The 14,900-nt window shown below is 71.3% G+C and carries 13 protein-coding genes; 5 read left to right on the forward strand and 8 right to left on the reverse strand.

Annotation, left to right across the window (positions count from 1 at the left end):
• Positions 1-2: 2 nt before the first annotated feature.
• Positions 3-617 carry a flavin reductase family protein gene (locus AVL61_RS08810; protein WP_058873973.1) on the reverse strand — a complete coding sequence of 205 codons (615 nt, stop codon included), beginning with the start codon at positions 615-617 and terminating at the stop codon, positions 3-5.
• A gap of 184 nt (positions 618-801) precedes the next feature.
• On the opposite strand from AVL61_RS08810, the gene AVL61_RS08815 reads away from it, so the two are divergent.
• The 3 genes from AVL61_RS08815 to catC all read left to right on the forward strand — a co-directional run bounded on the left by AVL61_RS08815 (position 802) and on the right by catC (position 3,234).
• Entirely contained in the window at positions 802-1,737 is a 936-nt protein-coding gene (locus tag AVL61_RS08815) for a LysR substrate-binding domain-containing protein (RefSeq protein ID WP_058873974.1), read from the forward strand.
• On the forward strand, positions 1,734-2,837 hold the full coding sequence (locus tag AVL61_RS08820; RefSeq protein WP_058873975.1) for a mandelate racemase/muconate lactonizing enzyme family protein: 1,104 nt from the start codon (positions 1,734-1,736) through the stop codon (positions 2,835-2,837). The genes AVL61_RS08815 and AVL61_RS08820 overlap by 4 nt, the downstream gene beginning before the upstream one ends.
• A gap of 118 nt (positions 2,838-2,955) precedes the next feature.
• Positions 2,956-3,234 (forward strand): muconolactone Delta-isomerase, encoded by a 279-nt coding sequence (gene catC / locus AVL61_RS08825; RefSeq protein ID WP_058873976.1) that lies wholly within the window; start codon positions 2,956-2,958, stop codon positions 3,232-3,234.
• Here catC and AVL61_RS08830 read toward each other — a convergent pair.
• The 5 genes from AVL61_RS08830 to benA all read right to left on the reverse strand — a co-directional run bounded on the left by AVL61_RS08830 (position 3,180) and on the right by benA (position 10,616).
• A complete protein-coding gene (locus tag AVL61_RS08830) occupies positions 3,180-6,068 on the reverse strand; it encodes an AAA family ATPase (RefSeq protein ID WP_231738340.1) in 2,889 nt (962 codons plus the stop codon). The genes catC and AVL61_RS08830 overlap by 55 nt on opposite strands.
• A gap of 61 nt (positions 6,069-6,129) precedes the next feature.
• Positions 6,130-6,957: a 1,6-dihydroxycyclohexa-2,4-diene-1-carboxylate dehydrogenase gene (locus tag AVL61_RS08835; RefSeq protein ID WP_058873977.1), complete on the reverse strand. Its 828-nt coding sequence runs from the start codon at positions 6,955-6,957 to the stop codon at positions 6,130-6,132.
• Complete coding sequence (benC, locus tag AVL61_RS08840) at positions 6,957-8,531, reverse strand: benzoate 1,2-dioxygenase electron transfer component BenC (protein WP_058873978.1); 1,575 nt, start codon at positions 8,529-8,531, stop codon at positions 6,957-6,959. Before benC ends, AVL61_RS08835 begins: the two co-directional genes overlap by 1 nt.
• A gap of 125 nt (positions 8,532-8,656) precedes the next feature.
• Entirely contained in the window at positions 8,657-9,193 is a 537-nt protein-coding gene (gene benB, locus AVL61_RS08845; protein ID WP_058873998.1) for a benzoate 1,2-dioxygenase small subunit, read from the reverse strand.
• A gap of 40 nt (positions 9,194-9,233) precedes the next feature.
• Complete coding sequence (gene benA, locus AVL61_RS08850) at positions 9,234-10,616, reverse strand: benzoate 1,2-dioxygenase large subunit (protein WP_058873979.1); 1,383 nt, start codon at positions 10,614-10,616, stop codon at positions 9,234-9,236.
• A gap of 358 nt (positions 10,617-10,974) precedes the next feature.
• Here benA and catA point away from each other — a divergent pair, with 358 nt between their 5' ends.
• Positions 10,975-11,859 (forward strand): catechol 1,2-dioxygenase, encoded by an 885-nt coding sequence (gene catA / locus AVL61_RS08855; RefSeq protein ID WP_058873999.1) that lies wholly within the window; start codon positions 10,975-10,977, stop codon positions 11,857-11,859.
• A gap of 461 nt (positions 11,860-12,320) precedes the next feature.
• Here catA and AVL61_RS08860 read toward each other — a convergent pair whose 3' ends face one another.
• Together AVL61_RS08860 and AVL61_RS08865 are read right to left on the reverse strand one after the other, a co-directional pair.
• Positions 12,321-12,803, reverse strand: a complete 483-nt coding sequence (locus AVL61_RS08860) for a MarR family winged helix-turn-helix transcriptional regulator (RefSeq protein WP_058873980.1) — start codon at positions 12,801-12,803, stop codon at positions 12,321-12,323.
• Between the two features lie 59 nt (positions 12,804-12,862).
• Positions 12,863-13,564 (reverse strand): hypothetical protein, encoded by a 702-nt coding sequence (locus AVL61_RS08865; RefSeq protein WP_058873981.1) that lies wholly within the window; start codon positions 13,562-13,564, stop codon positions 12,863-12,865.
• Between the two features lie 191 nt (positions 13,565-13,755).
• Between AVL61_RS08865 and AVL61_RS08870 the strand changes: the two genes are divergently transcribed.
• Positions 13,756-14,832: a glutathione S-transferase family protein gene (locus AVL61_RS08870; RefSeq protein WP_058873982.1), complete on the forward strand. Its 1,077-nt coding sequence runs from the start codon at positions 13,756-13,758 to the stop codon at positions 14,830-14,832.
• Positions 14,833-14,900 lie beyond the last annotated feature (68 nt).

The raw sequence follows: 14,900 nt of genomic DNA on the forward strand, positions 1-14,900 counted from the left end.
GCTCAGGGCAGGTCCGCCTCCGGGGCGACGTCCCGGTAGGGGGTCCGCCGGATGGATCGGATCCGTCCCAGCTCGCCCCACTCGTCGCGCCCGAGCCGCGCGATCGGGCGCAGCGTCCGCACGACCGGGCCCCGCTCGTCCATGTCCTCCTCGTCCACGACCACGTGCGTGACCTCGCCGAGGACCAGGAAGCAGTTGCCCACGGGGATGGGGTCCGTGTGCAGCCGGCACTCGATGGCGGCGGGGGACTCGGCCACGCGGGGGACGGCCACGGTGAGCGAGGGCTCACGGGTCAGGCCCACGGCGTCGAACTCGCTGATCTCGGGAGGGTAGTCGGTGCTGGTCGCGTTGATCCGCTCGAACAGCCCCTCGGGCGCGAAGCTGACCACGAACTCCCCGGTCTGCCGGATGTTGCGGAGGCTGTCCTTCTCGCCGACCGAGACGAACTGGACGACGGTGGGGTTCTCCGAGGCGACCGTGAAGAACGAGTGCGGGGCCAGGTTGTCGACCCCGGCGGCCGAGCGGGAGCTGACCCACGCGATGGGGCGGGGGACCACGAGGGACTTGACCGCCCGGGCGAAGGAGCCGTGCCGGTCGGCCGTGATGTCGGTGCGCATGGCCCCATTGCACCACTCCGCGGGCTCGTGGTCACGGGCCGCGGCCGTCGGAGGCTCTGGAACACCCCGTCGATTGCACCGACGATCTGTCCTAATAGGGCACTTTTGGTGTAGTCTGTAGATCAATGCGTGAGGTGGTGATCGACGACGGCCCCTCCGACCGAGCGGAAGGACCACTGTCACGATGGAGATCCGGCAGCTCAACTACTTCATCGCCGTGGCCGAGGAGCGCCACTTCGGCCGCGCCGCCAAGCGCCTGCACATGGCCCAGCCGCCGCTGTCCCAGCAGATCCGCCAGCTCGAGGAGCACCTCGGGGTGCGGCTGCTGGACCGGACCACCCGGCGGGTGGACCTCACCGCCGCCGGCCAGGTGCTCCTGGACCGCGGCCGGCGGATCATCAACGAGGTCGAGGCCCTCAAGGCCGACGTCTACCAGGTGGGCCAGGGCGCCACGGGCGTGCTGCGCGTCGGCTTCTCGGGCTCGGCCACCTACGGGGTGATGCCGGGGGTGGTCCGGCGGGCGAAGAGCGCCATGCCCGGGCTGTCGCTGGCCCTGCACGGCGAGATGCTGACCCCCGCCATGGAGGAGGGGCTGCGGGACCACACCCTCGACGCCGCCCTCCTGCGGCCGCCCGTGGCCTCCGCGGACATCGAGTACCGGGTCGTCGCGCGGGAGGCCCTGGTGGTGGCGCTGCCCTCCTTCAGCGCCCTGGCCGTGGACCTGCCCGTGGCCGTGCACGAGCTGCAGGACCAGGAGTTCATCACCTACCCGCCCGACTCCGTGCTCTACCGCACCGCCGCGGACCTCTGCCGCCAGGCCGGCTTCCAGCCCCGGATCGCCCAGTTGGCGGGCGAGACGTCCACGCTGCTGTCCTTCGTGGCGGCCGGCGGCGGGGTGGCCGTGGTGCCCGCCGGGGTGCGCGCCTTCCAGCTCGAGGGCGTGGTCTACCGCGACATCGAGCACTCGCCGCAGATCGAGCTCGCCGTGGCGTGGCGGCGCGAGGACCGCTCCGCCCTGCTGCACAACTTCATCGACCTCGTCGTCGACGTCCAGGACGCCCCCGGGGCCCCCGGCGGCGAGCCCGTCCCACCCGCCCACGAAAGGCCCGCCCGCCCATGAAGATCGCGACCATCGAGGCGATCCCCTACTCGATCCCCTACGTCCACCCCCTGCACTTCGCCTCGGGCGCCGTCCACGAGGCGGACCACGTGCTGGTGCGGATCACCACCGACGACGGGATCGTGGGCACCGCCGACACCCCGCCCCGGCCCTACACCTACGGCGAGACCCAGAAGTCCATCGTGGCCGTGGTCGAGGACGTCTTCGCCCCGCAGCTGGTCGGCCTGGACGTCCTGGACCGGGAGAAGGTCCAGGCCGTGCTGGCCCGCACCATCCACAACCAGACGGCCAAGGGCGCGGTGGACATCGCCCTGTGGGACGTCATCGGCCAGGGCCTCGGGCAGCCCGTGAGCAGGCTGCTGGGCGGGTTCACCGACTCCATGCGGGTCTCGCACATGCTCGGCTTCAAGCCCGCCGCCGAGCTGCTGGACCTGGCGCTGGAGTTCCGCGAGACCTACGGGATCAGCACGTTCAAGCTCAAGACCGGCCGGCACCCGGTCGGCCTCGACGTCGAGGCCGCCCGGGTGCTGCGCGAGGGCCTGGGCGAGGAGGCCGAGCTCTACATGGACGCCAACCGCGGCTGGTCCGCCAACGAGGCGATGGAGGTGCTGCGCCGCACCGAGGACCTGGGCCTGCAGTTCCTCGAGGAGCCCGACGACGCCCGCGAGGTGCTCGGCCGCCGCCGGCTGGTGGAGCGGTCGACGATCCCGATCGCCGCCGACGAGTCCGCCCCGAACCTCGGGGAGGCCGCGAAGGAGATCCTCACCGGTGGGGCGAACCTGCTGGCCGTGAAGACCGCCCGGTCCGGGTTCACCGAGGCCGCCAAGATCGTCGGCATGGCCGAGGGCATGGGCATCGACGTGTACGTGGGCAACCAGATCGACACCCAGGTGGGCACGATCGCCTCCGTGGTCTTCGGCGCCGCGCTGGCCCACACCTCGAAGCGGGCCGGGGAGCTGTCCAACTTCCTGGACATGGCCGACGACCTCCTGGCCGAGCCCGTGGTCATCGCCGAGGGCCGGATCCGCGTGCCCGAGGTGCCCGGGACGGGCACCGCCGTGGACGAGGACAAGCTCACCCACTACCGCACCGACCGGTAGCGCCGCACCGCGCCGCTCCGCCCGCCGCACCCCGGCCGGGCCGGGCGCCGGCACCCGGCCGACATCCCGGCCGACCGACATCCCGAACCGACATCCCGAACCGACGGAAGGACGCACCGTGAAGTACCTGGTCCACATGGACATCAACCTCCCCACCGACATGCCCGCCGAGGAGGCCGCGGAGATCAAGGCCACCGAGAAGGCCTACTCCCAGGAGCTGCAGCGCTCCGGGAAGTGGCCGGAGATCTGGCGCGTGGTCGGCGAGTACGCCAACTACTCGGTCTTCGACGTCGAGTCCCACGACGAGCTGCACGACATCCTGCAGAACCTGCCGCTGTTCCCCTACATGGACGTCACCGTGGTGCCGCTGGCCAAGCACCCCTCCGACGTGAAGTAGCAGCAGGACGGTCCCGCCCGCGAGGCGGCGAGCTCGCTGCGGGAGCGGATCCCGAGCTTCCCGTAGATGCGGGTCAGGTGGTACTGGACGGTCTTCTCGGCGAGGAACAGGGCCCGCGCGGTCTCCTTGTTGGTGGCCCCGCCCGCGACGAGCTCGGCCACCGCCTGCTCCTGGGCGGTGAGCTGCACGGTGGTCCGGCCCACGGCCGCGAGCACCGGGTCGGAGGGATCGGGCAGGTTCCCGACGTCGAGACCGGTCGCCTTGAGCTCGCGGTCGCAGCGCTCCACGTAGGTGGCGGCGCCCAGCGAGTCGTAGAGGTCCCGCGCGGTCCGCAGCACGGTGGAGGCCAGGCGCCGCTTGCCCGCGCGGCGCATGCTCTGCCCGTAGGCGAAGCTGATCCGGGCGCGCAGGTACGGGCGGTTGAGCCCGCGCAGCTGGCCCAGGGCCGCCTCGAAGTGCTCGCGCGCGGTGTCCGGGTCGCCCTGCGCGGCGAGGATCCTGCCCCGGGCCCACGCCGTGCGGGCCTCGTCGGACGGGATCCGCCGCTCGCGGCGCACCCTCTCGAACGCGGTGAGGAAGGTGTCCGCGTCCTCGAGCCGGTCGGTCATGACGAGGGCGTTGACGTAGCTGTCCTGCCACGGCCAGAAGGAGACCCGCTCGTCGGTCCACGGGTCGAGGTCCGTGAGCGGCTGCAGCACCCCCAGGGCGCTCTCGTAGTCGGCGCGGGCCTCGTGGAAGCGGGCCCGCGCGAGGCTGGCCGGGACCTGCATGGCCCGGTAGGTGCCCGGCTGCACGGCGGCCTGGGAGACGTAGTGGCGGGCGCGGTCCCAGTCCCCGCGCATCGACCACAGCTCCGCGGCGGTCCAGTACAGGAGCGGCCGGATCAGCGGCATCCGCGAGGTCTCGAGACGCACCGAGGCGCGGGAGACCGTGGCCGCCGCGGCGTCCCAGTCGCCCAGCACCAGCTGGGTGCGCGCCAGCCACGCGTCCGCCCACAGGGAGATCCGCAGGGACCCGCCCCGGTACTCGGTGGGGGCCGCCGCCTGGAAGTTGACGAGCGCCGACTCCACGTCGTCGGCGCGCAGGGCGAGCCACCCGGCGCCCATCTGGACGCGCTGCTTCTGGGCGTTCTCCGCGGCGTGCTCGAAGGCCCGCTCGTAGGAGGCCTCGGCGTCCCGCAGCCGGCCCTGGGCGAAGAGGCCCAGGCCGTAGATGGCCTCGGACTCGATGTGGGCCGGGGTGCCGGGATCGGTGAGCGACATCGCGGTCTCCGCCCACCGGGTGATGAGGGGCCCGTCCCAGGAGGCCACGCCGTGCAGCACGAAGCGCTGGGCGATCTGCGCCGCGGACGCCGGGTCCCGCTGCCGGTTGCTCGTGCGCCACGCCATCTCGAGCTGGGTCTGCGCGCTGCGGTTCTGCCCCGAGACCGTGGAGAGGTAGCCGAGCACCGACGAGCGCAGGGGGGAGGACGGCATGGCGTCCACGGCGGCCGTCCACATGTCGGCCTGGGCGATGTTGCCCGAGCCGACGAGGGCGTCCACGGCCCGCAGGAGACGGTCGTTGCGGGCGCGCGCGTCCGCGGAGAGCCGGGACGCCGAGAACAGTGCCGTGGCGACCTCCTGCCAGGCCCCCACCATCGCCTGCCGGCCGGCGAAGGCCTCGAGCTCCACGGCCAGCGCCTCGTCGGGGCCCGGGGTGGCGGAGACGCGGTGGCCGAGCTGCTCGCCCTCCTCGTGCACGGCGGCCGAGGCCCGCCGGTGCAGCTCGATCCGCCGGCTCGGCACGATCAGCCCGTAGACGGCCTCGGCGGCGCCCGGCTCGAAGAACTGCACGACCGAGCGGGCCTGGTCCACGGCCAGGTCCAGCAGCCCGGCGCGGTGGCCCTCGTCGAGCGCATCCATCAGGGCGTCCACCCCGCTCACGTGGCCCACCTCGGACAGGCCCGCGCTGCGGCCCAGCACGGCGACGGCCTCGGCCGTGCGCACCAGGTCGGGGGAGGCGCCGGTGAGGACGCTGTGCACGCGGGCGCGCACCCGGGAGCTCGCAGGCAGGTCCGCGAACCAGGAGTGCCAGGTGTCCTCGGGCAGCTCGTGCAGCAGCTCGAGCACCTGCTGGGGCAGCCCGCCGGTGTGCCGGGCGAGCCGGTGCGCGGCGGTCGCGCCGAGGTCGAGGCCGAAGTACCGGCGGGCCGCGGCCCGGACCTCCTCGGCGCCGAACGGCTCGAGGGGGATGCGCTGCACCTGGTGGCCGGTGAGGAAGTCGAGCACGCCGGCCGGGACGTGCCGGGACTGCGACGGGTCGAGGGTCAGGACGAACATGACCCGCTTGCCGTGCATCCGGCGCATGACGAACACCAGGATGCGCAGGCTCTGCTCGTCCAGCCGGTGGACGTCGTCGACGGTGACCACCACGGTGCCGCGGGTCTGCAGGCTCTCGAGGTGGGTGCTCAGGGTGGCGGCGTAGTTCACGGCCTGCGCGGGGCTCAGCTCCGCGACCGGGGCCGAGGGCAGCGCGGGCTCGCCGTCGAAGCCCCGGGACGAGCGCAGGGGCGTGGCGAGCATGAGCTGGCTGTACCCGGCCAGGGCGAGCTGGGACTCCCACTCGTCGCCGGTCGCACTGAGCACCCGGACCCCCCGGGCGGTGGAGCGGCAGTGGTCCAGGAAGAGCTCGAGCAGGGCCGTCTTGCCCGAGCCCAGCGGGCCGTCGAGCACCACGGTGCGGACGTGGCCCTTGCGCACGGTCCGCAGGACGTCGACCAGCTCCTCCAGGGCGCCGGCCCGCCCGACCAGCGGGAACTCGTCCCCGGAGTCGCCGTGGTGCAGGCCCGCCGTCATGGCCGCGAGTCTACCCCGGCGGGGTGCACGGCCGCGCCGGCGGGCCTGCGTCACCGGACGCTCAGCCGAGGTCCCCGCCGGCGACCGGCAGGACGCTGCCGGTCACGTAGGAGGCCTCGTCGGAGGCGAGGAACACGATGGGCGCGGCCTGCTCGTCGAGCGTGCCGTAGCGCTTCACGAACGAGGAGTCCACGGTCTGGTCCACGATCGCCTGGTACCAGGCCTTCTCCGTGGCGTTCTCGGCCTCGGGCCCGCGCTTGACCTTGCGGGGCGGGGCCTCCGTGCCGCCGGGGGCGGTGGCGACCACGCGGACGCCGCGGCCGGCGACCTCCATGGCCAGCGACTGGGTCAGGGCGTTCACCCCGCCCTTCGCCGCGGCGTAGGGCACGCGGTGCATGCCCCGGGTGGCCACCGAGGAGACGTTGACGATCGTGCCCGAGCCCTGCTCGAGCATGGCCGGGAGCACCGCGCGGCAGGACCACAGCGTCGGGAAGAGCGAGCGGCGGATCTCCTTCTCGATCTTCTCCTCGTCGTACTCCTCGTAGGGCCGGGCCCAGATGGTGCCGCCCACGTTGTTGACGAGCACGTCCACGCGACCGTGGGCCGCGAGTGCGGCCTCGACGGCCTGCTCGGCCCCGGCCCAGGTCTCGAGGTCGGCGGTCACGGACGTGGCGGAGCCGCCCGAGCCCGAGGCCTCGGCGGCCTCCGTGATGCCCTGCGCGACCTCGTGCACCAGCTCGGAGCGGTCCACGAGCACGACGGCGCCGCCCTCGGCGCCGATCCGCTCGGCCACCTTCTGCCCGATGCCCTGCGCGGATCCGGTCACGACCGCGACCTTGCCGGCGAAGCGGCCCGGGGTGAGGAACTGTCCCGCGTACGGCGCCCCCATCAGTTGCCGGCCTCCTTGGCGTCGATCGCCGTGGACATGGTCTCCTTGGCGTCGCGGGCGTGGGCCATGATGACCTCGCGGGCGCGCTCCTTGTCGTTCGCCTCGAAGGCCGCGACGACGTCGACGTGGTCCTGCGCGACCCGGGCGAAGATCTCGGTGCCCTCCTCGAAGGTCGCGGCCATCTGCTCGCGCACGTCGAGCCGGCGGTAGGACTCCAGCAGCGCGGGGTTGTCGCTGACCATGAAGAGGTACTCGTGGAACTCCTCGTTGGTCCGCACGTACTCCTCGGGGTCCGAGACCGTGCCGGCGCCCACGGAGTGGGTGGTGGCCTCGGCGAGCCGGCGGAACTGGTGGAGCTGCTCCTCGGTCAGCCGGCCCATCATGAGCTCGGTGACGGCGAGCTCGAGGCCCATGCGGGCGTCGAGGTGGGCGAAGCTGTCCTCCTTGCGGAACTCCAGGCGGCCGGTCTCCATCGAGGAGACCGCCTCGGTGCGGGTCATGGTGTCGCCCTCGGCGGCCACCTTCTCCGGGGACGGAGGGGCGCCGGTCTCGGCGTCGCCGCCGGTGCTCTCCTTCGGTGCGAAGCGCTCGAAGTAGAAGTTCGCGGGCTCGATCCCCTCGCTGTCCAGCCACTTGGAGACGGCGTTGACCATGGGCGGCGGGCCGCACAGGTAGACGTCGACGTCGCCGTCGTTGAGGTGGGAGGGCTCGATGATCTGGGTGACGTACCCGGTGTGGGGGGCGGAGGTGCCCTCCTCGGAGGCGATGTAGTCCCAAGTGAAGCCGGGCAGCTTCGACTCGTACGCGCGGATCCAGTCGAGGCCCACGATGTCGGCCTCGCGGGTCACCCCGTAGATCAGGTGCACCGGGGTGCTGGGCGGGTTCTCGGCGAGCTTCTCCAGGATCGACAGGAGCGGGGCCAGGCCGGTGCCCCCGGCGAGCAGCAGCAGCGGGCGCTTGGGCTCGCGCAGGAAGAACGAGCCGTAGGGGCCGCTGAACTCGACGGTGTCGCCGACCTGGGCGCGGTCGCGCAGGTACTCGGACATCGCGCCCTGCGGGGTGATGCGCACCATGAAGGCCGCGCCCTCGACCTCGGGGCCACTGCTGAAGGAGTAGGAGCGCTCGGCGTCGGTGCCGGGCACCTTGATGTTGACGTACTGGCCGGGCAGGAACGCGAGGTCCTCCCGCTTCTCGACGTCGAGGGTGAAGGAGATCGTGGTCTCGGAGTGCTTGTCCAGCTCCTGGAGCGTGGAGGTGAACGTCGCCGCGGAGGTCTTCGCGGACTCGGCGGTCGCCGGGATCTGGATGGCCATGTCGGACTCGGGGACCGCCTGGCAGGTGAGGAGGTAGCCCTTCTCGAGCTCGTCCTCGGTCATGGCGTCGTCGATGAAGTCCCCGGGGTCGAAGGTGCCGGAGTCGCAGAAGGCCTTGCAGGTGCCGCAGGCGCCGTCCCGGCAGTCCGCGGGAATGTTGATGCGCGCCTTGTAGGCGGCGTCCAGGACGGTCTCGTAGTCGCCGACCTTGACGACCTTCGTGACGCCGTCCTCGAAGCTGAGGGCTACCTGGTGGCCCATGATTTCCTCCTGGGTGGGGGACCGCGTCCGCGCGGCCCGGAAAAGTCTGTGGGGCGTGCTCGGTGAGCACGGGATGTCGACGGTCCGCCGTGGCCGGCCCCGTGCGGGGCCGGCCACGGCAGGCGTCAGATCATGTAGACGTCCACGACGTGGTGGATGTAGTCGTTCTTCAGGACGACCTTCTTCTTCAGGATGACCGGCTGCTCGCCCGAGAGGTCGATCGTGTAGAAGCTGGTGCCGAAGTAGGTGTCCGTCGTGTTGTAGCGGAAGTACAGCGTGAACCAGTTGAAGCGGACCTGCACCTGGTCGCCGTCGTGGGCGAGGATCTCCACGTCGGTGATGTTGTGCCCGGTGCGGGGGTCCGGCAGGGACGTGGCGGAGGAGCGGTCCGTCTTGATGCGGAACACGCGGTCCTCGATGCCGCCGCGGTTGTCGTAGTAGATCAGGGAGATCTCGTTCTGGGGGTCCTCGGTCAGCTGGTCGTCGTCGCCCCAGGAGGGCATCCAGAACTCGGAGTCCGGGTGGTAGCACTCGAGCCACTCGTCGAACTGGCGGTCGTCCAGGAGGCGGGCCTCCTTGTAGAGGAAGGCGCGCACGGTCTCGAGGGTCGCGATCTCCTCGGCGGTCTTCAGCGCCGTCACGGGGTTCAGCAGGTTGGCCATGGTGTTCTGCACTCTTTTCTGTGGTTCGGCGGAGTCCGGGTCAGGCGGTCGCGGGGGCGGGCTGCTCGGCGGCGCGCTCCTCCGCGGCCAGCCCCTTGTCCATGACGTCCTTCCAGAAGCTGTGCTGGATCGGGTACAGGCCCTCGTCCTCGGTGCGCACGCCGGAGGCGATGACCTTGGTCATGCCGAGGGCCTGGGCCTGCTCGTCGGGCCCCTGGATCTCGTGCGCGGCGCCGCGGGACATGTCGTTCCACGGGGCGGAGGTGGCCCAGTAGGTCTTGTTGCAGGAGCGGAACTCCTCGAGGTCGTCCGGGGTCGCCATGCCGGTCGCGTTGAAGAAGTCCTCGTACTGGCGGATCCGCTTGGAGCGGTTCTCCTGCGACTCGCCCTTGGGGGCGATGCAGTAGATGGTGACCTCGGTCTGGTCCGCGGAGATCGGGCGGAAGTGCCGGATCTGCGAGGAGAACTGGTCCATGATGTACACGTTCGGGTACAGGCAGAGGTTGCGCGAGATGTTGATCATGAAGTTCGCCATCTCCTCGCCGTACTTGTCGACGAGCTCCTCGCGGCGGTCCCACAGCGGGCGGTCCTGGGGGTTCGTCCACTCCTGCCACAGCAGCAGGTGGCCGTGCTCGTAGGAGTAGAACCCGCCCTTGACCTTGCCCCACTTGCCGGCGTCCATGGCCTTGGTCGTGTTGGCGGAGTCCCCGGCGGTGCGGCGGGCGGTGGTCGCGGCGTAGTTCCAGTGCACCGAGGTCACGTGGTAGCCGTCGGCGCCGTTCTCCGCCTGGACCTTCCAGTTGCCGTCGTAGGTGTAGGTCGAGGCGCCGCGCAGGACCTCCAGGCCCTCGGGGGACTGGTCCACGATCGAGTCGATCACCGTGGTGGCGTCGCCCAGGTGCTCCTGGAGGGGCAGCACGTCCGGGTTCAGGGAGCCGAACAGGAAGCCGCGGTAGGACTCGAAGCGGGCGACCTTGGTCAGGTCGTGGGAGCCCTCCTTGTTGAAGTTCTCCGGGTAGCCGCCGTTGCGCCCGTCCTTGACCTTCAGCAGCTCGCCGGAGTTCTTGAACGTCCAGCCGTGGAACGGGCAGGTGAAGGTGGTGCGGTTGTCCGTCTTGCGCCGGCACAGCATCGCGCCGCGGTGGGAGCACGCGTTGACGATGCAGTTGAGGTTCTCGTCCTTGTCGCGGGTGATCACCACCGGGGTGCGGCCGATGTAGGTGGTGAAGTAGTCGCCCACGTTGGGGATCTGCGACTCGTGGGCCAGGTACACCCAGTTGCCCTCGAAGATGTACTTCATCTCCAGCTCGAAGATCTCCTCGTCGGTGAAGATCTCCCGCTTGGCCCGGATGACGCCGTTCTCGCGGTCGTCCACCACGGCGTCGGAGAGGACCTCGCGAACGTGGGTCAGGTTCTCGGTCATGACGTGCTCCTTCTGATCGGGATGTCTGGGCGGGACGTCTGCTCGGGACGTGCGGGCCGGGGCCGCTGCTGCGACCGGCTCCTGCCGGACGGTACAGAGCCAGTCTGGTATCCCGTGACTGCGATCACATCAGGCAAACCCCCAGGAGTAACCAAGGGTGGGTTTATGCCGCATTATGCGCACAAAAGCGGCCTAATCGATATTTGTCGCGTCCTGATGCTCGGCCTAGGCTGAGGGAGACGTCGACGTGTCCGGTGTCACAGCCAGGGCCTCGAGCTGAGGGCCTCGAGCTGCATCGGGAGCGACGGGCACGACGGGCGTCCCTGACTACCGTTCAACGAGGAATGTGGAGAACACCATGACGGAGACCGGCGCGGCAACGCGCAAGGAGAACGAGGGCACCGCGGTCGAGGCCGGGTCCAAGGCGACCGAGCGGTTCACTGCCTCGGGCAAGCTGGCGAAGCTGGACGTGCCCAAGGAGCGGGTGTCCCTGCTGGCCGGCGCGGCGATCAAGGCGATCAACGACATCGCGGTCGAGCACCAGGTCACCTACGAGGAGTACAACGCCCTGAAGGCCTGGCTGATCAAGGTCGGCACCGACGGGGAGTGGCCGCTGTTCCTGGACGTGTGGCTGGAGCACACCATCGAGGACGTCAACTCCCAGGAGCGCCCCGGCGCCGTCGGCACCATCGAGGGCCCCTACTACGTGCCGGACTCCCCGGTGCTGCCCACCCCGGCGACCCTGGAGATGCGCGACGACGAGCCCGGCACCCCGCTGCTGTTCAAGGGCCGGTTCACCGACACCGACGGCAACCCCATCCAGGACGCCCAGGTGGAGATCTGGCACGCCGACGCCAACGGCTTCTACTCCCAGTACGCCCCGGAGCTGCCCGAGTGGCTGTTCCGCGGCACCGTGAAGGCCGACGAGAACGGCTACTTCGAGATCAACACCAAGCGCCCGGCCCCGTACCAGATCCCCACCGACGGGGCCTGCGGGCAGCTGATCGCCGCCGCCGGCTGGCACGCCTGGCGCCCGGCGCACATCCACATCAAGGTCTCGGCCCCCGGGCACCAGCTGGTCACCCAGCAGCTGTACTTCCCGGGCGACCCGCACAACGAGGACGACATCGCCTCGGCGGTCAAGCCCGAGCTGATGCTGGACCCGAAGCCGCGCACTGACGGCGGCGAGGGCGAGGAGGTCGTCTACGACTACGTCCTCGCCAAGGAGGGCCAGACCAAGTAGGACCCCACCCCGCGGCCGCGAGACCCGCGGCGCATCGGGAACGCCCCCGCCGGCTCCAGCCGGCGGGGGCGTTCCTGTGCGCGGAGCAGGCGGGCGAGGCGGGCAGGTCCAGGCCAGCGGGTCCAGGTCGGTCGGCTCACGGGTGGGGGGGCGGTCACCGGACCAGGGGCGACACGGGTGCGGAACGGGCAGTCGGCTTGCTCATGCAGATCACTGGGTCTAAGGTAAATCTGTCGTCGGCGATGGCCCGGAGGTGATCCCCCCATCTGCCTCCGGATGGTTCCTGCCGACGACTGGCGTCCCATTCCCCCGATCGGGATGCCCGACAGGCCCTGCCGATCCCCCCATGCGGCAGGGCCTGTCCCCTGTCCGGGGTCGTCCTGGAGCGGGGTCGCCCCGAGCCCCGAGCCCCCACCTCTGGATCCAGGGCCCCGAGTCCCGGGTGGCTCAGGAGGCCTGCGTCAGCACAGCCCCAGTTCCTCGAGCCGGGGGACCACCTTGGCGGAGACGGAGAGCAGCGCGTCCATCTCCTCCCGGGTCAGGTGGTCGATGAGCGCCGCCCGCACCAGTTCGAGGTGGCCCGGGGCGGAGGCCTCGATCGCACCCCGTCCCTCCGGGGTGATCCGCACGTCGAGGCCGCGCGCGTCGCTGTCGCAGGGCAGGCGCTCGAGCAGTCCGCGCCGGGCCATCCGGGAGAGCAGGTGGGACAGGCGGCTGCGCTCCCAGCCGAGCTCGTGGAGGAGGTCGCGGGAGCGGATCACGCCGGTGTCGCTCTCCGACAGCAGCACGAGGACCTCGTACTCGGAGCCGGACAGTGCGCTGTCCCGGGACAGCTGGCGGTCCACCGCGGTCTGCATGCCGCGGCTCAGAGCCAGGAAGCCGCGCCAGACGCGCTGCTCCTCGTCCGTCAGCCAGTTGACCTCGCCGGTCTCCGGGTGGCTCATGCGGCAGTCCTCTCGTGGGGCGGAAAAGACGCCAGTATATATTGACATGTCAACAAATGTCAACCGCCCGGCGGACCCTCCGGCGGGGTGTCCCGTGCGTCGTCACCGGCCCCGCGGCCGTACCGGGCCCGGCGGCGGTGGATCCACTCCGAGTCGTAGTGGTCGCCGGGCCCGTGCACGGGCCGCCGGAGCCGTTCGGCGTAGCCGGTGGGGCGCAGCGGGGAGTCGTCGTCGTCGACCGGGGTGAAGGACGCCATGGCCACGAGGCCGAAGCCCAGTCCCGCGGCGACCACCAGGGTCATGCCCGAGACGACCAGGACGCTGACGTACTCCTCGACCAGGTGCGCGCGCGAGGTGCCCGCCAGCAGGGGCTGGGCCCCGAGGGCGCCGGCGAGGAGGAGGGCGCCCAGCAGCAGCAGCGCGGAGGGGGCGAGCCACAGTCGCGAACGGCTCCGCAGCGGGGGCACCGAGGCGTCCCGCAGGGCCGGGTGCAGCTGGGCCTGGACGACGACGAACCCCACGAGCCCGGGCAGGAGGAGCAGCGCTCCGGCTACCCAGCCCCACGCGCTCCCGAGGGCGGTGAGACCCCCGCCGATCAGCAGGCCCAGCATCACGAGGGTGAAGGAGAGTCCGCGTGCCATTCGCCGGGCCGCCCGCGGGGTGGCCGCGGGTCCGCGGGCCCCCCGGGGCGCGGGTCCGGACGGGTTGTGCTGCGGCGGGAGGCGCTGCCCGTACTCGGGCTCGTTGCCGTGGGTGCTCATGGGCGGGCTGTTCCGTGGTGGAGGGGTGCTGGTCGCCTCTACTGTAGACCTCGGCCCCGACGTCGGCTCCTCTGGCGCCCCTGCTCTGATTGACATATCATCAAAAATGAGGGGCGGGAGGTGCGGCCGCCCTGCCGCCGACCGCCGTCCCGGCCGGCGACGCCCGTCCAGCAGCACCCCGAGGAGCCACCATGTCGCAGCGCAGCGCCCAGCGGTCCGAGCACAGCACCGCCGGTGCCTACGTGCGTCCCGGCGAGGAGTTCACCCGGGACACCGCCTACATCGAGGACCGGATCGTCCGCGACCCGGAGCGCGCCGCAGTGCCCGAGGGCGCCCACGCCTGGCCCGTCGAGGCCGGCCGGTACCGCCTCGTCGCCGCACGGGCCTGTCCCTGGGCCAACCGCACCCTCATCGTGCGACGGCTCCTGGGGCTCGAGGACGTCCTGTCGGTCGGGCTGCCCGGTCCCGTCCACGACGTGCGCTCGTGGACGTTCGACCTCGACCCGGACGGCCGGGACCCGGTGCTGGGCATCGAGCGGCTCCAGGAGGCCTACTTCGCCCGCTATCCCGACTACCCCCGGGGGATCACCGTGCCGGCGGTCGTGGAGATCGCGAGCGGCAAGGTCGTGACCAACGACTTCCCCCGGATCACGGAGGACCTCGCCAAGGAGTGGAGCGCCTTCCACCGCGAGGGCGCGCCCGAGCTCTGGCCGGCGGAGCTCGAGGACGAGATGCGCGAGGTCATGGAGCGCGTCTACACCGAGGTCAACAACGGGGTCTACCGGTGCGGCTTCGCCGGTTCCCAGCAGGCCCACGAGAAGGCCTACGAGCGGCTGTGGGCCGCCATGGACTGGCTCGAGGACCGCCTCGCGACCCGCCGCTACCTCATGGGCGAGCACATCACCGAGGCGGACGTGCGGCTGTTCACCACCCTGGTGCGCTTCGACCCGGTCTACCACTCGCACTTCAAGTGCTCGCGCAACAAGCTCACCGAGATGCCGAACCTGTGGGGCTACGCCCGGGACCTCTTCCAGACCCCCGGGTTCGGCGACACCGTGGACTTCGAGCAGATCAAGCAGCACTACTTCGTGGTCCACGAGGACATCAACCCGTCCCAGATCGTGCCCGTGGGTCCCGACCTGGGCAACTGGGTGACCGCGCACGGCAGGGAGTCCCTCGGCGGCTCGCCCTTCGGGGCGGGGACGGCGCCGGGCCCCGTCCGGCCGGAGGAGCGGGTTGACGGACGTCACACGCCCCTGAGCGACTGAGCGTTCCGCCGGGTCGGCGCGCCGCCTAGATGAGTAATTCCAAGGGGTGGGGGTCTTGGCGGGATGGG

The sequence above is a fragment of the Kocuria rosea subsp. polaris genome (genome assembly GCF_001483755.1).
GTDB lineage: Bacteria > Actinomycetota > Actinomycetes > Actinomycetales > Micrococcaceae > Kocuria > Kocuria cellulosilytica.